Consider the following 22,740-nt stretch of genomic DNA (forward strand, 5'->3'; position numbering starts at 1 on the left):
GTGCTGCTCCCGAAGGGCAAGCTCTATGGACGGGCAGAGTAACCGCGCGCAGTCAACGTCCAGGTAACTTGAAGTATGACCAGCATAACCTTCTCAGCAAATAGATTAGCATCACTTCCCGCTTGCCTTTTTAGCAACAAAAGAATAAAAATACATAAATACCGTATAAATATGCAAAAGAGGATATGCCGTGAAGGAGCGTAGTACAGAGCTGGTCCAAGGATTCCGTCACTCAGTTCCCTATATCAATGCCCACCGTGGCAAGACATTTGTCGTCATGTTGGGTGGTGAAGCCATCGAGCATGAGAATTTTTCCAACATCGTCAACGATATCGGGTTGTTACACAGCCTGGGTATCCGTTTAGTGGTGGTATACGGTGCAAGGCCACAGATTGATAACAACATTGCACTGCATAAGTACCAGCCAATTTACCATAAGCATACTCGTGTCACCGACGCCGCCACCTTGGAGCTAGTCAAACAGGCTGCTGGGCTGTTACAGCTGGATATTACCGCACGGCTGTCAATGAGTCTGAACAATACCCCGTTGCAAGGTGCTCATATCAACGTGGTTAGCGGCAACTTTATTATTGCTCAACCATTGGGTGTAGATGAAGGCATCGATTATTGCCACAGCGGCCGTATCCGTCGCATCGATGAAGAAGCGATCCATCGTCAGTTAGACAGCAATGCCATCGTGCTGATTGGCCCGGTGGCCGTATCGGTCACTGGTGAAAGTTTTAACCTAACTTCGGAAGAGGTTGCTACCCAATTGGCGATCAAACTGAAAGCAGAGAAGATGATTGGTTTTTGCTCATCACAAGGGGTCACTGACGAGGAAGGCAATATCATTCCCGAAATGTTCCCCAACGACGCACAAAAACGAATCGATCAACTGGAAGAGTCTGGCGACTACTATTCCGGTACAGTGAGATTTCTACGTGGGGCAGTAAAAGCGTGCCGCAGCGGGGTGCGCCGCAGCCACCTGCTCAGCTACCAGAAAGATGGCTCTTTAGTACAAGAGCTATTCTCGCGTGATGGTATCGGTACTCAGATCGTTATGGAAAGCGCCGAGCAGGTTCGCCGCGCGACGATCAACGATATCGGTGGGATACTCGAGTTAATCAGTCCCCTCGAGCAACAAGGTATTTTGGTACGCCGCTCGCGCGAACAACTGGAAATGGAAATCGACAAGTTCACGATTATCGAGCGCGATAACCTGACCATTGCCTGTGCAGCACTCTACCCGTTCCCGGAAGAGAAGATTGGCGAGATGGCCTGTGTGGCTGTTCACCCTGATTACCGCAGTTCATCGCGCGGAGAAATGCTATTGCAGCGCGTAGAAAGCCAAGCTCGCCAAATGGGGCTGCAGAAACTGTTCGTATTGACGACCAGTAGCATTCACTGGTTTCAAGAGCGAGGTTTTTCACCTGCAGAAGTCGAAGTGCTACCGATGAAAAAACAGGCACTGTACAACTACCAACGCCGTTCAAAAATTCTGTTGGCAGATTTGTAGTCGGCAAGACGCTGGCTTCAGCCAGCGCTTATGATTTTTTTGTATATCAACTAACCTGCAAACGCTCTGCCAGCCCGCTGCGGCGCTGGGTAGGGGTACGAATAGCGCTGATTAACACTTTCTCTGTAGCGTAAAGTGAAAGTCGTTTGCGCGCCCGAGTGATAGCGGTATAAACCAGTTCACGAGTCAGCGCCGCGAGAAACTGATTAGGTAACACCAACGCCGTGTGCTCAAATTCTGAGCCTTGAGATTTATGTACCGTCATCGCCAAGGCGGTTTCATGCGCTGGCAAACGGCTAGGCTGCACCGATTTAATGCTGCCATCAGGTAATTGGAAATACACTCGCAGATCGCCCCCCTCGTCTGGCAAAGCTATGCCAATGTCGCCGTTAAACAATCCTAACGCACTGTCGTTGCGCCCAATCATGACCGGGCGACCTAAATACCAGCGCCCGGCTGGGCCGGGGTTACGCCGGATCAACGCTGCGCGCTGTAAAGCATTTTCAATACGCTCGTTCAACCCGGCAACACCAAATGGCCCTTCACGCAGGGCACATAGCACTTGAAAACGACCGAATGCAGCCAGTACAGTAACCGCATCAGCACCTTCAATGACCTTAGCGAGATAGTCACGATAACCTTCAACACAAGCTTCCAACAGCTGTTGGTAATCTTCGGTCTCAGCCAATGGATACCAGGATACATCCTCATAACGCTCTTTCAAGACCGCCATAGCGCATTTACCGTCACCAGCATTAACAGCCAAAGCCAATTGACCAATTCCAGAGGTCACATCAAACCGGTAGCTTTTGCGTAATAAGCAGAGGCTATCGCGCACGGCTGTACCAGCTGCAACCGCCTGCCCATGCAATGAGTAACCGGTCAAACGAGCCAGTTGCGCCGCACGCACCTCACTATACCCTTGTTCAGAAAAACGGCAGATATCACCCAACACAGCCCCTGCCTCCACCGAAGCCAACTGATCGCGATCGCCCAGAAAAATGACCCGCGCCTTGGCCGGTAAGGCGGCAATCAAACGTGCCATCATGGGTAAATCCACCATTGAAGCCTCATCGACCACCAGCACATCCAAATGTAACGGATTACCCCGGTGGTGGCGCATACGTTGGCTATTGGGCTGCGCACCGAGCAAACGGTGCAAGGTTGAGGCTTCGGTGGGGAACAGTGCTCGTTGCTCTGGCGTTAACGGTAATTGGCGGCTGGCAGTACCCAGAGACTCGGTCAAGCGTGCCGCTGCTTTGCCAGTAGGTGCTGCAAGCTGGATACGTAAGCGCTCTCCTTCCCCCAACTGCACTAAGGCTGCCAGCAGTTTAGCCACGGTGGTAGTTTTACCAGTACCGGGGCCACCGGAGATCACCGCGATACGGCGAGTTGCCGCAACCGCAGCAGCAATTTTTTGCCAATCCGTCTCACCAACCGCTTCACCAAAAAGCTGGTCGAGGATGGAACGCAGTTGCACTTCGTCAATCATGTGGGGAACGCTGCCGCTGCTGATGAAATCGGCAATTTCACCCTCACTCTGCCACATCCGTTGTAAATATAACCGTTGCTGCCACAGTACCAGCGGTGTTGCCATACTGCCATCGCTCACGGCAGGGCTTGCCATCAGACGCCGCTGCCAACCAGCAAGATCCAGTTGCCCACAAGCTTGCCATGCGGCCATTGCCAACTCGGGATAACGCCCCTGAAACAGGTTTTCCGGCAATAACTGTTCGAGCAGCAGACAAACATGACCTGCCCTCGCCTCCGCACTTAGACAAGCAGCTGCCAACAGGATTTCAGGCTGTTCATTACTTGCGGCCACTTGAGCAAACTGCACATCTAATGGACGTAGTATCCCCAGCGCCAGTGCCTGCTCCAAAATATCAATCATTGCCCGTTCCTCGCCTCTACCGTTTCGCCGCTGAAAAGACGGTCCATACCATCGACCAGCGCTTCTTCGGGACGGCAAGCAAAAATACCGTTACCGGCATGCTCAGCATCAACACCACGTAAAAACAGATAAATTACGCCACCAAAATGACGGCTGTAATCATAATCAGCCAACCGATGCTTCAGATAACGATGTAGCGCCAGGGTATAAAGCTGATATTGCAGATCGTAACGATGTTCGGCCATCGCACGTGCCATCGCCTGTTGGGTATAGGCACTGCTGCCTTCCCCCAGCCAGTTGGACTTGTAATCCAACAGGTAATACTTCCCTTGCCAGCGGAATACCAGATCGATAAATCCTTTCAGCATGCCCTGCACTCGCTGAAAGTCTAATTTCGGACATATTGCAGAAAGAGGATCGTAACGCTTTATCAGTTTATCAAGCTCACTGGCCTGTAACAGGCCGTTGATAGGAAGGTAAAACTGCAGTTCGGCTTGCCTGCTCTCGGCTGACAGAGCGCAAAGCGCTACCCCACTATCGTTTAGCGGCGTATTCAGTAACACATGCATCCAGTCGCGCAATACTGGCAACCAATGCTCTTCAAGCCCTTGCGTTTGCAACTGTTCTTGCAACCAAAGTTCGTCAATCGGCTTGGCAAAATCCAACATTTCCAACAGACTATGCAGGAAAGTCCCAGGTGCAGCACCACGTGGGAACGTATGGGGTGTTAGGGCAGGAACCATACCCTGCGCCTGCTCACCAATCGCATCAACATCCAAGCGCGGTAACAGCTCCTGCATACTGCCTGAGCCCTGCTGTTGTAAGCCGGTATAACTGGTTACCCGCCAGAAATCCTGCATCTGCCGCGAGAACTGTTTAGCAGCCAGCGCAGCCGTTGATACCTGTGATGGTTGCCAGACATCTTCATCAGGGGCATCCACCAGCGACAGCGCGATATCTTGCGTTGCCAAGCGCCGTAAACAGTCTTCCAGATAGACAGCATCCCCCGCCTGGCCTGCTTGCACCAGATATCCCAGCGCACTCCGATGCAGATCGGTCTCTCCCTGCTTTTTACGCGTCCCATGGAACAGCGGTGCAATACCAATGCTACAGTGATAAACCGAACGAGTCAGTGCCACATACAGCAGACGCAAATCTTCTGCCAATCGCTCCTCTTCTGCCAAGGCGATACTTTCTTCGTTGGCATTAAGATCCAACAACGCCTGGAACGTTTGGCGATCGTGGTAAATCCCTTGCTGTTGCTGACGGAAATTGCCGATAAAAGGCAACCATACCAGATCGAACTCCAGCCCTTTCGACTTGTGGATGGTAATCACCTGTACCAGATGGCGATCGTTCTCCAGTCGCAACTGTTGGTTATCCGCCTGACGGTTTGGCTGTGCGATCTGTTGTGCCAACCAGCGTACCAGAGCATGCTCACCGTCAAGTTGAGCAGAAGCCTCTTGTAACAACTCTCCCAGATGCATAACATCCGTCAAACGGCGCTCCCCCCCGGGGCTGACCAGCAGATCCTCTGCCAAATGCCGCCGGGACATCACTTCACGTAACATCGGCAAGACCCCACGGCGTAACCAATGGGTGCGATATGCATCAAACTCATCGACTAATGCATCCCAGGCTCGCTCATTACGATTCAGCTCGTCCAATGTCAATGCATCCAGCCCCAGCAAGCTGGTCGCCATTGCACTGCGTAAAGTACGCTCCTGTTCTGGGGCCAAAACAGCCTGAAGCAGCCACAGCACGTCTTTGGCTTCTGGCGTATCAAAGACACTGTCGCGGTTGGAAAGATAAACCGAGGGGATAGCCAAAGCGCTAAGCGCATCTCGCACCAACGCAGCCTCAGCACGACTGCGTACGAGAATGGTAATATTCGATGCTTGTACGGAACAGCGTTGTTCTCCAGCAACCAACCATGCCTTACCTGCCTGCCCAGCACTGAGCCAATCACGGATTTGTGAGGCACACTGGCGTGCCATCAGTTGTTGATAATCACTGACTCCAACGCCTTCCCCTTGCTGCAGCCAGAATTTCATCGCCGGTTGCGGTTTATTGAACAACTCAAAAACCAGCCCCTGATTCTTAGGGGCAGCCGCAACATTGACAAAAGGGATCTGGCTGAACAGGAATGGTTTTTCAACCTGCGTAAATAGTCTGTTTACGCTGCTAACCATCGCGGGGGATGAACGCCAGTTGGTTTCCAACGTATAGTGGGCGTCTACTTCTGACCGCGCTCGCATATAGGTAAAAATATCCGCGCCACGGAAAGCGTAAATGGCCTGTTTAGGATCGCCAATCAGTAGTAATGCGCATTCTGACCGACCAACATAAAGTTTTTGGAAAATACGATACTGCTGTGGGTCGGTGTCTTGGAATTCATCGATCATTGCCACCGGGTAACGCTGGCGAATAGCCAAAGCCAGTTGTTCACCTGAAGCACTTTGCAGTGCAGCATCAAGCCTGCTGAGCAAGTCGTCAAACCCCAACTCGGCGCGTTGCCGTTTTTCTTGCTGAATGGAATGACGAATTTCGCTTAGTGCCCGCGCCATAATCAAATCACGTAGCGTCAGCGGTTCAGAGAACAACGCATCAATTGCCACAAACAGACTGTGACGCGGTGCTTCACCTTTCTTGGTTTTCTCAAGTAACGCCGACTGGCGGAACTTTTCCAGCTCTTTAGGTAGCTGATAATCCTGTGTTTCCTGCGCTACCCACTCAGCGACTTTGTTAAGCCAGTTGGGCAAGTGTTTGCTGCTATAGCTGCGCTTATCGACACCAGACTGGCTCACTAACGCTTCTAGCTCACTGGCTACCTCACGCCATTGCGCCTTAATGTCGTCAATGCGGGCAACAATCTGCTCATGACGCATCAACACAGTTTCGTCGTCTTTTGGCGATTGACGCAAAACTGGCGATTCACCGTGCAGATAGCCAGAAAGATCTTTAAGCAACGCTTCCGGGCCATCCCACTCTTGACTGACAGCGCGGGCAACACCGATCGGCAACGGGTAACAGTGACGTCGCCAGAAATCCGCGCAGGCCTGACGACGCAGCGGCAACTCATCTTGTACCAGTGTCTGCTCAAACAGAATACCGGACTCGAATGCGTTATGTGTGAGCATGCGCTGACAGAAGCCGTGAATCGTGTAGATAGCCGCTTCATCCATCTGTCTCTCCGCAGCCAATAATTGCGCTGCGGCCTCAGACAAATCATCAATTTCCGCTATCAAAGCAGCGAACAGCGGATCTTTACTACAGCCACGTACGCAAGCAATACGTAACGCATGGATATTGCTGCGAATACGCCCACGCAGTTCCTCGGTGGCGGCCTCGGTAAAAGTCACCACCAGAATTTCTTCCACCGTCAGCGGCCGTGGAAAAGCAGCAGCCTGACCCAAACCTAGCAGCAAACGCAGGTAAAGTGCCCCGATGGTAAAGGTTTTACCCGTCCCCGCCGAGGCTTCAATCAACCGTTCACCAAACAGCGGCAATGCCAATGGTTCTAGCCGTTGAGGAATGCACCCAGTCATGGCATAGCGACTTCACGTGGCAGCGTTTTTTGCAGCGAAGATGCATTAGGATAAGTTACCCAGCCTTCACCCGGTGTCGCGAAGTCTGCTTTCTCTTGGTTGTTACCGCTCACCTGGGATAATACGGCTAACCCTTGTGGTTGTATTACCGCGTGATGGAAGTAATCTGCCAGTTTGCTTGGCGTCAGCGCCTCTACTTGAGCAATCAGCTTCTCCCGGGTATCAAAGGCAAAATTGCCACGATCAAAATCGTTGCTGAAACGGCCAGCTTCCTCTCTCAGTGTTTGAGGACGCTGTTTTAGCTGATTGATCATTGCCTGTTTGTACTGGGTAAAATCTGAGTCACTTATCTCACGCAGACGCTTTTCAGTATTCTGGTAAAAATCTTGATAGCGTTGGTAAAGATAAGCTGGCTGTTTGCTATTGCTTTGTAACAGGAAAGCGATACCCCACTGGCGGCCAACAGGCTCTGCAAAAGCGAACACCGCATAACCAAGCTGTTCTTGCGTGCGCAGTTGGCTGTAGAACCAGGGCTGAATGATCTGCCCCAACAAAGAGCTGTACGCCATGCTGGTAATTTCATCATAACCAATAGGTACGTACACTGCCGCCAACGCAGAGTCAGTACTGCTACCAGGGCGCTGCAGGTTGGCAAATTGGTTTTTCGCGATCACCACATTTTCACCATGCCACCAGTCAACGCCGGTACAACCCACACTATGCTTCAAAGAAGATGCCAGTGATTCGACCTGTTGCTTGCTCATATTTCCCACTACCAATAACTCTGGCGTGGCCCCAACTATCAAGCTATCGCGGTAAGCCAGAACATCTTTCAGCGTCAGGGTTTTCAGCACCTCACGACGTTCACTGCGTTCTGAATAAGGCACAGGGGAAAGCCCCCGCACCGGCTGGATCGCCAATTCATAAGCCTTACCTTTCTCCGCAGCATCCAACTGCTCCAGATACCATGATTTGGCTTGCTCAAATTGTTCTTCAGTTGAAGTAAAACTGGAGTATCCTTCAATCAGCGAAGTCAACAACTGCGGTAAGCGCTGCGTAAAGCCATTGGCACTGAACATCAGACCGTTGTTAGAAGAAGTTGAAAAGTTAAGCCCCCCAACCGAAGCCTGATATCCCAACTGATCGAGTGAGATCCCCGCCAGGTAATCCATTAAAGAAAAAAGAACCTGATTACGCGCAGAATCAAGGGTTTTAGCGTTACGGAAAGCCACCTTAACATCGGCTTTAGGCTCATCAGAAAAATAGCGGCTCGGCATATATAACACCCTCAACCCAGGTTGATTTACCACTATTTCCGGTTTGCTGAGTTCACGTGAGGACTTATTGAGGTTAAAGTCATCGGGAATATAGGGATTCGGCACAGGTAAAGAAAGCGTAATGCCTTGACCTAACCGCTGCCATTTATCAAAGCGCTCCGAGGTGATTTTCTCTACCTGATAGAGAGCATCAACAAAATAAGCCGTTTTATTATGCGGTTCATTAGGGCTGATAAACCAAATCCGTGCATTTTGCGGTGTCATCTGCGCCAGACGCTGCGAAATGGCCTTCGGATCATAGCGGTCTGCAAGATAAGAGGCATCAAGCGTGTGCTGAACCGGCACCCGCAGCATAGTATCCACTAACCACTCAATGTAGTTCATGTTGCGCGTAATCGCTGGATAACGAAAACCCAAATTCAGAACGCGAGCAATCTCATCAAAGTAACTTTGCTTAACCCCTTCTGTACGTAGCATTTGTAAATAGCTGAAGATGGCTGCAACCACTCGATCTCTTTCTGCCAGTCCTTTATCGGTCAATGAAACGCTAATAACGAATACGCCCCCGTTACGATCTACCATCGGATCGGCACCCGCGCTAATGGCATCAGCCAACCCTTGCTGTTGCAACCAGTCCGAAAGCGTATTCTTACTGCGGTTACCAATCAGATAACTGATAAAGGTATCTGTTTTGCTACGAAATTCGGCGCTGTTATTATCAATCCGGAATTCAACTTTCAGCTGTTTCGTCGGCTGGGCTGGTACGTAATGAATAATGATGCCCTGTTGTTCGGGTGTGACCGCAGGTACAGTTATCGGTGGTACTTTAGCGTCGCGATTAGGTATACGACCAAAGGTTTTGGCCGCAAGCGCGGCTAGGTCAGGCAACGACTGGTTGCCATACAACACACCTACCATCAGATTGGCGGAATAATAGCGCTGATAAAAACCCGTCAATTCATCATGAAGTTTGCTGCCAGGCTTATCTTTCAATGTCTCAAGATTACCCCCAGAAAAACGGGCACTAGGGTGGGCAGGATTGAGCGTTTCTGATCCAACCTGTGCCATACGCATGACATCACGGGAGCGTGCCATGGTTAATTCGGCATTGACCGCATTACGTTCACGATCGGCATTGTCGGGGTCCAGAATAGGTTCTGCAATAGCATCAGCAAGGCGATCGACTGCCGAGTCAAATGCATTATTCTCCACTTCCAAATAATAAGCTGTGCGGTAAGAAGCGGTGCTAGCGTTATGGCTGCCGCCGTGTTTTTTCAGAAACTCAGCGAAGCTTTCGGGTTCTGGGTAACGCTTTGAGCCCATCAGCACCATATGTTCAAGGTAATGGGCCAAGCCAAGTTGGCTGTCAGGATTTTCCAACGAACCAACAGGCAACGCCAACGCAGCCAATGACTTGGGCGCTTTTGCATCGGAAACCAGCAACACGGTCATTCCATTCGTTAACGTGATTGCCTGATACTGACGTGGGTCACGTTCGCTTTTGTTGATTTTTTCCGCCAACGGTTGCCATCCTTGCGAAGCGAAGCTTAACGGAACCCAAAACATAATTAATAACGCAAACCCGGTCATGCGGGCCAGCCATCTACGCATATCCAAAATAAACCCCTTTTTCTTTTACTGTCAGGTTAATACCTGAAGTCTAGGCTGGGCCCCTTAATTACCGTATTGATGTCCGTTGGGTTTGGACTACGGAGGGGGACCGCCTAATACTCTGTACATAGCAACGTAGTAGAAGTCATACCCGTAAAATTATATGCTGCGCTTGCTTATCTTACGGTGATAAACACTCAACTCTACGTATCTACGACGTATTTCAAGCTAACCACCTAGCTACAGATTGAAAACAGCGGATAGATATCTGTACGAGATATATGACCGGGGATAGCCGGAATGGTTGAGTATGAAGCAGCTTATTTTTATCATCCCTGAATAAAACAACACTACAAAGAAACGTTACCCAAGGTTATGGCGTGCCAACGGTAACAGATAACGTTCGGTTTCATTTAGAATTTGCTCAAGGTATGTATTATCCATCTGCCGTAAAACGCGCTGTACATAGGGATCGGCTCCCTCCCCCGGTACCCGCTGATCCCCTTGCCAGGTTTGCAACAGTTTGGCACGCGCCTTGGCCTGCACAGCGTCATCCCAATCAATTTGCTGCGTTTCCGTCTGATAACACTGGCTCAACCATGACCAACCGCTTTTATTCAGCAACATCAACGGTTGTGACAAACCGCGACGGTATCCGGCAATCAATTCAGCTAACTGTTCATAAGCTTCTTCAGAAGAAAGCTTGGCATAACGCCATACTGAGTTATTGCGACCATATATGCGGCTTTCTCCCTGCCCCCCTGCACAGCAATACACCACATGTTCCAACCAAAGCGAAATACCGTCTACGGCTGAGAGTATGGCTGGGCGCCAACGCAGCAACCCATCCTGCTGGACCTGATGCAACCAGCCGGTAATGTGCATATCTGCGACATGAATATCCAGCTCCAAACTACCATTCTCCTGGCGTTGCTCGCGCACCAACTCAGCCAGTTCAGCCATTTCTTGCTGTTGTTTTTGCCAAAAAATTTCACCAAAAGCACCGTAGGGTAATTCACCGGATGCACGCACCCGCTGATATAATCGCGTAGCATCCTCTCCCTCAATCAACGTATTCAGTAATTGGTTGCTCAACTGATAACGTCTGAGATTATCAAGCGTAAAAGGCTCCTCTTCAGGCAGTTCAGTTTCCTCTAGAATAAAGTTAACCCCGAGACGAAGCTGAAAAAAAGCACGGATCGGATGACGATAAAAACGCAACAATTCATCTAGAGAAACCTCTGTTTTCTCTTCTACGGCTAACGGTTGATTAAATGAAAGATGAACGGCTCCGCGACCATCTGCGGCAGGTAACCATTCCGCAGCATAGCTCTGTTCCTCTGTTGCTGGCAGGAAGTTTTCAGCTGCAAACGGCATACGGGCATGCTGATTAAGCAAGTGCTCACCTACCCTTCGTGCACTGCTATCTGCATCAAGTTCTTCATCACCAGGCAAACAATAACTCTGCTCTAGGTATTCCAGCAATTCAGTGACCAGCACTGAGGGATAACGCTCACTGTTATCCTGAATAGAACGACCGATAAAACTGATATACAGCCGCTGTTGGGCAGAAAGAATAGCTTCCAGAAACAGGTAGCGGTCATCATCGCGACGACTACGATCGCCCCGTTTAATCTGCTGGGCCATCAGGTCAAAACCAAGCGGTGGCAGAGTTCGTGGATATACTCCGTCGTTCATCCCTAACAAACACACTACCTTGAACGGGATGGAACGCATAGGCATCAGAGTACAGAAGTTGATTTGACCAGCAAGAAAACGCTGGCTGATACGTTGCTGATCGAGCCGAGCTGCCAGTTCATCGCGCAGCAACGTCAATGGCACCGCATTTGGATAACGGGCCTCCAGACCAAAGCTGTTAACTCTCTGCCACAGATCTTCTATCAGTGCTAACGCTTCTTCTGTTTCTCCGTCTGCCTTAAAGAAGGTTTCCAACAATTGACGACACAGCGGCAACCATTCGGTCACAGGACGATCCTGGCTCAATATTTGCCGCCAACGGCTGAGTTGCGCCAACAAATCGGCCAACTGACCAGCCAGTTCGGCTACCAGACCACTCGATTCATCGTAGGGCAATACCCCCTGCCACTCGCCGGCGTTACTGTCCATTGCATACCCGAGTAACATACGAGTAATACCAAATCGCCAGGTGTGCTGGCCTGTTGCTGGCAGATCAAGCTCGCGTACGTTTTCATCATCCAGCCCCCAACGCACCCCTGATTCCCCAGTCCAGCGCCGTAGCAACGTCAATCCTTCCTCCTGAATAGAGAAACGAGCCGCCAGCGCTGGCACATCCAACAATGCCAAAACCTGCTCTGAAGTGAAGCGGCTTTGTGGTAAATCCAGCAAAGAGATAAATGCCTGCAATGCAGGATGTGCCTGACGAGCTTTACGATCAGAAATAGCAAAGGGCAGATAACGCGCAGTTGGCGCATTACCAAAAACAGCCTGGATATAGGGGGTATAACTGTCGATATCGGCGACCATGACAATAATATCGCGTGTTGTCAGTTGTGCGTCTTCAGCCAGCATGGAAAGCAACCGATCATGCAACACTTCAACCTCGCGCTGCGGGCTATGACAAGCATGAAAACTGAGTGAGCGATCAAGAGGATCAAGGCGACGTTTATTGTCACTGCGTTCCAACGTTGCTGGCGTTGTACCGATAACCGCATGATCCTCCAGCTCCAGCATGTCGTGTTGGATAGCATGCAGCAAGTTATCTGCCGGAATATCCACAAATGCATCGACTTCCTGTACCGCTTCCATCTGAGACAGCAGGTACAAATGATCACGCCCTAACTTACCCCATGAAGCCAACAGTGGATTACTCAACTGTTGTTCCCCCTCCGCATCAAACAAAGCGGCAGCCTGCTCCGGTTTGCGGAATAATCCCTGCTCGCGAGCCAGATGATAATGACGACGTTTGCGGCTCTGTAATCGTGCCAGAAAAGCATAGTCCTGAATGTCTCCCCAGTAGTAACGGCAAGGGTTGGTGAACATCAGATGAATATCAATATGCTTGCCAAGTGCCTGTAAGGCATCCAAATAGACAGGCGGCAAAGCGGAAATTCCGCAGATAAATACCCGTGTAGGTAAACCGGAGGGGCATTGAGTGGTACTTCCCAGCGTGTTGATAAAATGCTGATATAAATTGGCCCGGTGCCATTCCGGTTGACCAAGCTCATGGGTATACGCTACTAATCGTTGCCATAAAGGAGCCTGCCAAACCTGGGCCTCCGCCAATCCCTCAAGCTGTTCCCCTCGTTGCCAGCTTTCAAGCCACTGTGGACGGTAAACGAGGTATTGGTCAAAAAGATCAGCAACCCGTCCAGCAAGCTGGTGGATCTTACGCTTGTCACCATCATCACGCAGGTAATGCTGCAAAGGAGCAAACTCAGGCTGTACCAGCATCTCTGGCAACAACCACATCAACTTCCAGGTCATAGCGTCTTTGCTGAAGGCACTTTCTTTAGGTATCCCCGGTAATACCCTGGTAAACATCTCCCAGATAAATGTCGCTGGCAATGGGAACAGGATATTGGCGGCAATACCAAATTGATCGGCCAGTTGCATCTGTAGCCATTGCGCCATACCAGGGCTCTGTACCAGCACGACCTCTTGCTGGAATGGATCGGCCAAGGGCTCTCTGGCTATTAACGCACTCGTCAGCGTTTTTAACAAATCCAACTGATTGGAATGGTAAACCGTAAACATGAGGCTCCTTTAAACCGAAAAAGTGCACGTTACCGACTACAATACCATCGGCTGAGTTCAGCCCGTTGCTGCAGCGGCGTTTCTATTATTACGGCGTACCGAAGGCAAGACTGTAGGGCCATCAGGGTATCAACTTCGCTGCGCCAACCTAGCGGCAATGCCGAGCTATCGCCTGGCTTTTGTAAATTGGCATCAAGCATTTCCAACTGCAGGTGCGCCAGAGACCATGCCTGCTGATATTGCCATTGCCGTTGGAAAGACTGCAATAAAACCTGATGATAGTGCAACAGCCCCAGCAATGACACAGCGAACAACAGTGCAGCGATCAATACTTCCAGTAAACTAAAACCTTGTTGATGGCATCGCTTAGCCTGGTTATTCGACACAATCGCTTTCTCTCTTTGCCGGACAAAAATCTAACCAACCCCCTTTCTGAGCTTTCAGATTAATACCGCCTTCACCACCAAATTCTGTAGCCAGTTGATATAACCACAGTGGCTCTGCACCAGGGATTTGCCCGGCACCACGCACCATCACAACACCACCAAGTCCCAAACGCTTGACACAAGCGAGTAGAGCTTCATCCTGCCACTCTTGGCAGTGCCAGTGGCGAGTTTGCAAAGAAGTACGAGGCCACGACTGTGCCAGCCCCCAGCTCAATGCTGAAGCCGCCTGATTGTAAGCACGCAGATAACGTTGCTGATCGGCTGCCAGTAGTAATGCGCTGTCTAATTGCCGATGCTGGGCAGTAAGCATCATCAACCCCACAACCAGCAGCATCATAACGACAACCAATGTACTTCCGCCCTGTTGTTTTCGCCTGTTTATGGCGTTTCGATACTCACCGCCCATTCCAGACTCCGCTGTATATTCTGTTGTACCGTTGAACGCCCGCTTAAACGGAACGTCACCAGAGATTTTCCATTGCTTTGTGGCTGATGGCTGACAGAAAAAGACTCAATTCTCACTTCTTCCTGGTCGAGTAGTCGTTCCCAGCCGGTACCACGGCAGTGAGTGACGCCACGCTGCCCCTCTAAGGCTCCTGCGCGCAAACGGTAGCCAAAATATTCTGCTTCACCAGCCATTTCCCAACGCCCGTTCAGATTAAGGTCATAAGCAACGATCACGCAGCTATCGGAGGATTCACCCACAGCACCCGCGATCAGCATGGCTGTTCCCTGGCATTGACCAGCACAAAAACCGGCACGGTGCAGATCCTTTTCAATAGCGAATGCCAACTGGCGCAGAACCAACTCCAAGCGGTAATAGCGGCCCATATCCACGGTTTGCTGACGTAAAATAGGCATGAACTTTGCCGCTGCCAGCGCAATCAGACTGCCAAAAGTCATCGCCAGCAGTACTTCGGGTAGAGTAAAACCTCGTTCCAGGCGGTTTCTCTCTATTCCATCTGAGCGACAAGAGCGTTGATTTAAGCACATAACGTCATACCGCCTAAGGTTGGCATAAGGCAATACTCCTAATCACTGTCCCTTGGCTACACAATCGTAAACGGCCCTTCGCGGACAGCACTAAACGTATCTGACCCGCCTGATTTCCCAGCAGAATACTCCCTGCCTGAGCATTGTTACGCACGCCATAGAATCCCATCTCTTTTTGAGTGTAATCACGCAACGCCACATCATGATACTCAGGCTTAAACACCCAGTTTTCCTGAACGCTACAGGATGTGATTGGAACACCACTTCCTACGCACCAGTCTTTTCCTGGCCGAAACCACAGCAAGGCATTGCGATTGCGCCAGTTGGCATCTGCCTGTAGGCGCGTCAGGAATGCCAGCAATTGCTGCGCCGTTTGCTCTAACCGCAGTGCCTGCTGGTATTGATGCCATTGGCCAACCCCCCAGGACGTCAACATGCAGGCCAGCAGGATCACAACCAATAACTCGATCAGCGTCAGACCTTGCTGGCAATCGGGGTTATCTCGATGCTTGTTCATCGGATGAGTGTAATTCGCTGAACAAGATGGTGTGAGTCGCTTTTATTAAGATTGGAAAATAGCGAGCAAAAACTTATCCCACAGAGTAATCCAGCAAGATAAATTGCGAGCGGCAGCGCATTGTTGGCACTAACGAGGAAGGAGCAAAGAACCAAAAACCCAGCGGACGCTGAGTCTTAACTTACCTAGGCGGTGCCCCTTTAACTGTACGCGAGCACCGCTGGCGAGTTTTTGGGTCGACGACGGTACTGCGGTCAGAGGGACACAGCCCAATACAACAATAAATCAGATTGCTACAGGTGCCTTAATTGGCGGATGTGGATCGTAGCCTTCAATCTCAAAATCTTCAAAACGGTAATCGAACAACGATTCCGGTTTGCGTTTAATCACAAGCGTTGGCAGCGGGCGCGGTTCACGTGTTAATTGCAACTGTGTCTGTTCCATATGATTGCTGTAAAGATGAGTATCTCCACCCGTCCAGACGAAATCACCCACGCCAAGATCACACTGCTGCGCCATCATATGTACCAACAAGGCATAGCTGGCAATATTGAATGGTAAACCAAGGAATACGTCGCACGAGCGTTGATACAGTTGGCATGAAAGCTTGCCCTCAGCCACGTAAAACTGGAAAAAAGCGTGGCACGGTGCCAGCGCCATTTTATCCAACTCCCCTACATTCCAGGCCGATACTATGATCCGACGTGAGTTTGGGTCCTGTTTCAGCTGTTGCAACACAGAGCTTAACTGGTCGATCTGACGACCATCTGCGGCTCCCCATGATCGCCATTGCTTACCGTAAACTGGACCCAGATCGCCATTTTCATTGGCCCATTCATCCCAGATAGTGACGTTATTTTCACGCAGGTAGGCCACATTAGTATCGCCATTCAGGAACCACAACAGTTCATGAATAATCGAACGAAGATGACATTTTTTAGTGGTTACCAGCGGGAAACCTTCCTGCAAATTGAAACGCATCTGGTGGCCGAAAATCGACAATGTGCCGGTGCCAGTACGGTCGGCTTTTGGGGTTCCCTCGGCGAGCACTTTCTTCATCAAATCCAGATACTGTTTCATTTTTCCTCACGATAACTGTTGCTGTGGACGACGACGGTACGCCCAAAACATCATCATAATACCGGCTATTACCATTGGTACAGACAGGATTTGCCCCATGCTGACAAGGCCTTCAAACAGGCCAAGCTGAGCATCCGGCTGACGGAATGCCTCTACGATAATCCTAAATGCACCGTAGCCAATCAGGAACAGGCCAGATACAGCCCCCGTCGGGCGTGGCTTGCGGATAAACAGATTCAAGATAATAAACAACACGATGCCTTCCAGCACCATTTCATACAGTTGCGAAGGGTGGCGCGGTAGCACACCATATTGATTCAGCAACGGCAGCAGTTTGGGGTCTGCTGCTGCGAGAGCAATATCTTCTGTACGTGAACCAGGGAACAGCATCGCCCAAGGGGTATCAGTAGTCACTCGCCCCCAAAGTTCACCGTTGATAAAATTACCCAAACGCCCGGCGCCCAAACCAAATGGAATGAGGGGAGCCATAAAATCAGAAACCTGGAAGAAAGTGCGCTTAGTACGCTGGGCAAACCACAACATCACGAGGATCACACCGACCAGTCCACCATGGAACGACATACCGCCATCCCAAACCTTGAACAGGTAGAGCGGGTTATCAAGGAACAGCGGCAGGTTGTAGAACAGCACGTAACCGACACGACCACCAACAAATACCCCGAGGAAACCCGCATAAAGCAGATTTTCAACTTCATCTTTGGTCCAACCACTTCCCGGTTGGTTGGCGCGGCGTACCGCAAGCCACATGGCAAACACAAAGCCAACCAGATACATCAAGCCGTACCAGTGTAAAGAGACTGGACCGATAGAAAAAATTACCGGATCAAATTCAGGAAACGCCAGATAGCTACTCATCTATCACCACAACATGTCTGTTATTCTTCCCCATTAGGGGGCGGCAGGTGCCAAACGCTGTGCAAAACCCATAAACGCGAACACCGCATCGAGGTTGCGCATCATAGCATAGGCTTGCCCGCGTCCAAGCTTGCCAACTGGGAAAAGTTCTGTAAAAAGTAGGTCTGATCATCGTCCGCCACGAATCAATCCCCCCATGCCACGGCGTTCCATAAATGCCGCCATTAGATGACGCACCTCCGTGGTCATCTGAGCACTCAGCACCCGTTGAGCAAGAGTTTGCGCGTCAGCAAGCTCTATATGTCTCAATAGGTACTTAATACGCGCTACGCTACGACCATTCATGCTCAGATTACGGTACCCCATCCCTACTAACAGCACTGCTCCCATCGGGTCTCCGGCCAGTTCACCACACACACCAACCTGTAATCCAGCAACTGTACTTTGCACGATAATCAACTTGAGTACTTGTAACATGGCCGGATGCAGGCTGTCGTAAAGCGAAGCTACGCGGGTATTATTGCGATCTACTGCCAGCAGATATTGGGTTAAATCGTTAGTACCCACAGAGATAAAATCGATACGCGTTGCCAAATGCGGGATCAGAAAGATCATCGAAGGCACTTCTAACATGATGCCGACCCTGGGCTTGGGAATTTCATATCCCAGCATCTCCTCGACTTCCCGACCAGCACGATCGATCAGGCGCTTAGCCTCATCAATCTCCTCCAGGCTGGTGATCATTGGCAGCAAGATCCCCAGATTGCCGGTTCCCGCATTGGCACGCAACATGGCACGAACCTGGATCAGAAAAATTTCTGGCTGGTCAAGCGTAATACGAATCCCACGCCAACCGAGACAGGGGTTTTCTTCACTGATCGGCATGTAAGGCAACTGCTTATCTGAACCAATATCCAGCGTACGCAGCGTTACCGGCTTTTGCGGATGAAGCTGCAACATACCCTGATATTGCGCTACCTGCTCCTCTTCAGACGGAAAACCACTTTGCAGCATGAACGGGATCTCTGTGCGGTACAAACCAACCCCGTCAACTCGCCCACCGAGTAACTGCTCATGCTCAGGACTCAACCCAGCATTTAGCATCACTTGGATCCGTTCTCCGGTTTTCAACTGTGCGGGTTGCTCAACATCATCCTCTGCCAGTTTGCTCAGCTCAAGTTCTTCGCTGATCAGGCGTTGATATTCCTGCACCAGAACCGGTTCTGGGTCCACCAGCAATTCGCCACGATAACCGTCGACGATCAGCATCCGCTGAGCCAGCAGAGCGGGCTGAATATCCGCCCCCATAACCGTCGGAACGCCCATTGCACGCACCAGGATCGCGGCATGAGAGTTGGCGGCACCATCCCTTACCACGACGCCAGCCAGACGATCCTGCGGTACTTCAGCCAACAGGGTCGCCGTCAACTCATCGGCGACCAGAATAAAACGCGCAGGCCATTGTGTTGCCCCTTGCGTAGTATCATCAAGATGGAATAACAAGCGTTGACCAAGCGCGCGCAGATCGCTGGCCCGCTCGCGCATATAAGTATCTTTCAAAGAGGCAAACTGGGCTGAAAAAGCTTCAATCACCTGTTTTACTGCCCATTCTGCCACCGAGCCAGCATCTATTTCCGCATAAAGCTCACGCTTGAGGCGTGCATCGTTGAGCAGATGGGAATAGAGATCAAAAATCGCAGCGCTCTCTTTTTGTGAACTGGCAGCAAATCGTTTGCTGAAACGACGGAACTCCGCCCCTGCTTCTTCCAATGCTTGAGTGAGCCGTTCGCGTTCACTGACGGTATCCAACGTAGAAGCTTTGTACACCTGCTCAAGCGAGGGTTGGCTACAATCCTGCCAACCCTGTGCAACCGCGACTCCAGGGGAAGCCGCCAGTGCTCGAATTCGAGTTTGGCGATACTGACCAAAAAGGGCATTCAGCTGAGATAAAGAGAGGATACCGGCCAGTTGCGTAGCCAGGGTAACCATAAAAGACTCTTCGCTCTCATCGAACTGGCGCAGCTCATGTTGCTGTACGACCAATACACCAAGTAGCTGTCTACGGTGGATAATCGGCACGCCAAGGAAGGCGCGGAAACGGTCTTCTTTTACCTGCGGAATATATTTGAAGCTGGGGTGCTTTTGCACGTCAGCCAGGTTGATTGGCTCTGCTCTGCGCCCCACTAAACCGACAACGCCTTCGTCAAAAGCCAGCGCAATAGTTTTACCCCGTGGTTTCTTCAAGCCACGCGTCGCCATTAGGTAGTAACAACGACGATCATTGTCTGCTAGATAAATGGAACAGACTTCTGTGCCCATCGCTAAACAGGTTTCATTGACCAAAAGATCCAAGGCTTCTGAAAGACTAGCTGTAGCGGCCACTTTCTCAACAATTTCTCGCAAACGCGTGAGCATAATCCGTTTAACTTAACCTCTTTTTCGGCGATAAGCGGGTAGCTGCCGCTGTGCTGTCTGCTCATGCATTGGCATAACGGTCGCGGCGAATTCTCTCATTACCCGACGGTAAACGTCACGTTTAAACGATACCACCTGGCGCACTGGATACCAGAAACTCACCCAACGCCAGCCGTCAAACTCTGGCGTGCTGCTGCGTTGCATATTGATATCCGCATCATTACAAGTTAACTGTAATAGAAACCACTTCTGCTTTTGGCCGATACAAACCGGCTTTGTGTCCCAACGCACCAAACGTTTTGGCAATTTATAGCGCAACCAGCTACGAGTTGAAGCAAGAATACGGACATCTTTTTTACTCAACCCGACTTCTTCGAACAGCTCACGGTACATTGCTTGCTCAGGCGTTTCGCCAGGGTTTATTCCTCCCTGGGGAAACTGCCAGGAGTGCTGACCAAAGCGGCGGGCCCATAGGACCTGCCCCTGACGATTACAGATTACGATACCAACATTCGGGCGGTAGCCATCATCATCGATCACCGGACTACCTCGATAAGCATAAATTGTATTGATTACCTGATTGTTTCACACAAGCTAGAGTCGGTAAACCACTGCTTTACAGAGCGCACTCCGAATAACATTGGGATAATTCACAGATAAAGGCAAAGTTATAAACACATGGCGAATTGTTATGGCAGTTTTATTCACTTTTTCTGTGGATAGGTGTGTGAAGAACTCCAGGGATAAGCCTGTAAAACTCGGTGGACGTTAAAAGCACCCGTATTTTTATATTCATAAAAAATCATTAAATACATAAAGATAGATCATTATAATCAGTTGTAAACAAGGGGGGGATATGGCCTATGTACGATTTAGATCTTTTCCTGGTGAAAGATCCATCAACAAGGATTTTATCCACAGCTTCCTCGTCATTGTGACGCATAAAATCAGCAAATTCGTAAAAAAACCCTTACGTCAAGGCTGTAAATCAAACCAGTGATCGGCAAAAAGCTGGGTTATCCCATAAATCTGTGGATAAATAGGGGTAAGATCCTGTTCATTGTCGGTGGCTATAGGTGAACAAGCACCACACGGTTTTTTTTTATACTGCTGATTGCAAAAAAAAGTCATGTAAAATCATGCTACTATTATTATTTCCCCCTGCTTCACATCAATACATTGGGTTGTGGGTATGTGTGGTATGTTTTTTAATCAGAATTCATGGGCTTGATTTATGGCGTTTTTAACCTCGCTCTCCCTCCCGCCAAAAACTGAACAACAGCTGTTTGAACGCGCACAGGCACTGTCCGGCTTTAACCTTGGCGAGTTGGCAGTACGTGCACAGGTTCCCATTCCAAACGATCTAAAACGTGATAAAGGTTGGGTGGGGATGCTGCTGGAGTTGTACCTAGGGGCTATGGCTGGCAGCAAACCTGAACAAGATTTCCCTGAGTTAGGTATTGAGTTGAAAACGATCCCTGTCGATACCACCGGGAAACCACTGGAAACGACCTTCGTTTGTGTGGCACCACTCACCGGTAACTGCGGCGTAACCTGGGAAAGCAGCCATGTGCGCCATAAACTGGCTCGTGTACTCTGGATCCCGGTTGAAGGCGAACGACAAATTCCTTTGTCACAGCGCCGCATAGGTTCACCGCTATTGTGGCAACCCAGTCAACAAGAGGAAGAGTTGCTTCGCTGCGATTGGGAAGAACTGATGGACATGATTGTTCTTGGGCAAGTTGAGCGCATCACCGCACGCCATGGCGAAGTATTACAATTACGGCCCAAAGCTGCTAACAGCCGGGCTTTGACAGAAGCCATCGGAGAGCAAGGACAACCCATTCTTACGCTGCCGCGCGGGTTTTATTTAAAGAAAAACTTCACTGGTGCGTTACTCGCCAGGCACTTTACGATTTGATTCCATCCCAATGACTGCCCTCACTATTTTGCAAGTGAAACAATCGAATTTTTCGCACGTTTAGCAATATGTTTAGACAAGGTTTAACTAGCGCTATCGCATGCTGAATAAAGGCGTATAATCCCGCTTTATTTTTTATTTAGGTGTTACGGCAATGTTCGAATGGATTGTGGACCCGAATGCTTGGTTAGCACTAGCTACGCTAACTATTCTTGAAATTGTATTGGGTATTGATAACATTATTTTTCTCTCTTTGGTGGTCGCAAAACTACCAAAAGCACAACAGAACAAGGCGCGTCGTATCGGCCTAGCTGCAGCAATGCTAATGCGCTTAGGATTGCTCGCATCAATCTCCTGGGTGATCAGCCTGACTAATCCACTCTTTACCGTGATGGAGCACAGCATCTCGGCCCGCGATTTGATTTTGCTGCTGGGTGGTCTGTTCCTGATTTGGAAAGCCAGTAAAGAAATCCATGAAACGATCGAAGGTTCGGCTGAAGAGCAGAGCACGAAAGTTCACAGTTTTTTTGGCGCTATTGTGCAGATCATGCTGCTTGATATTATCTTTAGCCTAGATTCTGTGATTACCGCTGTGGGCCTTTCAGACCATCTGTTCATCATGATGGCTGCAGTGATTATTTCCGTAGGCGTGATGATGTTTTCCGCAAGACCGATTGGCGAGTTTGTCAACCGCCATCCTTCGGTGAAAATGCTGGCATTGGCGTTCCTGATCCTGGTTGGCTTTACACTGATGTTGGAAAGCTTTCAGGTCCATATACCGAAGGGTTACATCTACTTCGCCATGTTCTTCTCAATGGCTGTTGAAGTGCTCAATCTGATGCGCGGCAAGAAAAACCGCACCGCGAACTGATTTTACCTTGGGGCACACCTACAGTGCCCCTGTTTTACTG

The 22,740-nt window shown here is 50.1% G+C and carries 15 protein-coding genes; 3 read left to right on the forward strand and 12 right to left on the reverse strand.

The features are described from left to right. Positions 1-190: 190 nt before the first annotated feature. Positions 191-1,516 (forward strand): amino-acid N-acetyltransferase, encoded by a 1,326-nt coding sequence (gene argA / locus OK023_RS12160; protein ID WP_317692975.1) that lies wholly within the window; start codon positions 191-193, stop codon positions 1,514-1,516. A gap of 46 nt (positions 1,517-1,562) precedes the next feature. On the opposite strand, the gene recD is transcribed toward argA, so the two are convergent. The 12 genes from recD to rppH all read right to left on the reverse strand — a co-directional run bounded on the left by recD (position 1,563) and on the right by rppH (position 20,448). Further along, positions 1,563-3,410 (reverse strand): exodeoxyribonuclease V subunit alpha, encoded by a 1,848-nt coding sequence (recD, locus tag OK023_RS12165; RefSeq protein WP_317692976.1) that lies wholly within the window; start codon positions 3,408-3,410, stop codon positions 1,563-1,565. Beyond that, positions 3,407-6,958 (reverse strand): exodeoxyribonuclease V subunit beta, encoded by a 3,552-nt coding sequence (gene recB / locus OK023_RS12170; protein WP_317692977.1) that lies wholly within the window; start codon positions 6,956-6,958, stop codon positions 3,407-3,409. Before recB ends, recD begins: the two co-directional genes overlap by 4 nt. Next, positions 6,955-9,846, reverse strand: coding sequence for a pitrilysin (gene ptrA, locus OK023_RS12175; RefSeq protein WP_317692978.1), 2,892 nt, complete (start codon positions 9,844-9,846; stop codon positions 6,955-6,957). The genes recB and ptrA overlap by 4 nt, the downstream gene beginning before the upstream one ends. Before the next feature lie 363 nt (positions 9,847-10,209). Next, positions 10,210-13,581: an exodeoxyribonuclease V subunit gamma gene (recC, locus tag OK023_RS12180; RefSeq protein ID WP_317692979.1), complete on the reverse strand. Its 3,372-nt coding sequence runs from the start codon at positions 13,579-13,581 to the stop codon at positions 10,210-10,212. A gap of 29 nt (positions 13,582-13,610) precedes the next feature. Further along, a complete protein-coding gene (locus OK023_RS12185; RefSeq protein ID WP_317692980.1) occupies positions 13,611-13,967 on the reverse strand; it encodes a prepilin-type N-terminal cleavage/methylation domain-containing protein in 357 nt (118 codons plus the stop codon). After that, on the reverse strand, positions 13,957-14,433 hold the full coding sequence (locus OK023_RS12190; protein WP_411569357.1) for a YgdB family protein: 477 nt from the start codon (positions 14,431-14,433) through the stop codon (positions 13,957-13,959). Before OK023_RS12190 ends, OK023_RS12185 begins: the two co-directional genes overlap by 11 nt. After that, entirely contained in the window at positions 14,406-15,020 is a 615-nt protein-coding gene (locus OK023_RS12195; protein WP_317692982.1) for a prepilin peptidase-dependent protein, read from the reverse strand. The genes OK023_RS12190 and OK023_RS12195 overlap by 28 nt, the downstream gene beginning before the upstream one ends. Positions 15,021-15,033: 13 nt before the next feature. Then, positions 15,034-15,537 carry a prepilin peptidase-dependent protein gene (locus OK023_RS12200; protein ID WP_317692984.1) on the reverse strand — a complete coding sequence of 168 codons (504 nt, stop codon included), beginning with the start codon at positions 15,535-15,537 and terminating at the stop codon, positions 15,034-15,036. 285 nt (positions 15,538-15,822) lie between these two features. Further along, a complete protein-coding gene (gene thyA, locus OK023_RS12205; RefSeq protein WP_317692985.1) occupies positions 15,823-16,617 on the reverse strand; it encodes a thymidylate synthase in 795 nt (264 codons plus the stop codon). Between the two features lie 6 nt (positions 16,618-16,623). Continuing rightward, the gene (gene lgt / locus OK023_RS12210) at positions 16,624-17,493 is read right to left on the reverse strand and encodes a prolipoprotein diacylglyceryl transferase (protein WP_317692986.1); all 870 of its coding nucleotides are present in this window, start codon (positions 17,491-17,493) and stop codon (positions 16,624-16,626) included. A 168-nt stretch (positions 17,494-17,661) separates the two neighbouring features. After that, on the reverse strand, positions 17,662-19,908 hold the full coding sequence (gene ptsP / locus OK023_RS12215; RefSeq protein WP_317692987.1) for a phosphoenolpyruvate--protein phosphotransferase: 2,247 nt from the start codon (positions 19,906-19,908) through the stop codon (positions 17,662-17,664). Positions 19,909-19,920: 12 nt separating this feature from the next. After that, positions 19,921-20,448, reverse strand: coding sequence for an RNA pyrophosphohydrolase (gene rppH / locus OK023_RS12220; protein ID WP_317692988.1), 528 nt, complete (start codon positions 20,446-20,448; stop codon positions 19,921-19,923). A gap of 694 nt (positions 20,449-21,142) precedes the next feature. On the opposite strand from rppH, the gene mutH reads away from it, so the two are divergent. Together mutH and OK023_RS12230 are read left to right on the forward strand one after the other, a co-directional pair. Then, positions 21,143-21,829, forward strand: a complete 687-nt coding sequence (gene mutH / locus OK023_RS12225) for a DNA mismatch repair endonuclease MutH (protein WP_317692989.1) — start codon at positions 21,143-21,145, stop codon at positions 21,827-21,829. Between the two features lie 154 nt (positions 21,830-21,983). Beyond that, positions 21,984-22,700 carry a TerC family protein gene (locus tag OK023_RS12230; protein WP_317692990.1) on the forward strand — a complete coding sequence of 239 codons (717 nt, stop codon included), beginning with the start codon at positions 21,984-21,986 and terminating at the stop codon, positions 22,698-22,700. Positions 22,701-22,740 lie beyond the last annotated feature (40 nt).

The organism is Serratia sp. UGAL515B_01 (assembly GCF_033095805.1).
GTDB lineage: Bacteria > Pseudomonadota > Gammaproteobacteria > Enterobacterales > Enterobacteriaceae > Chania.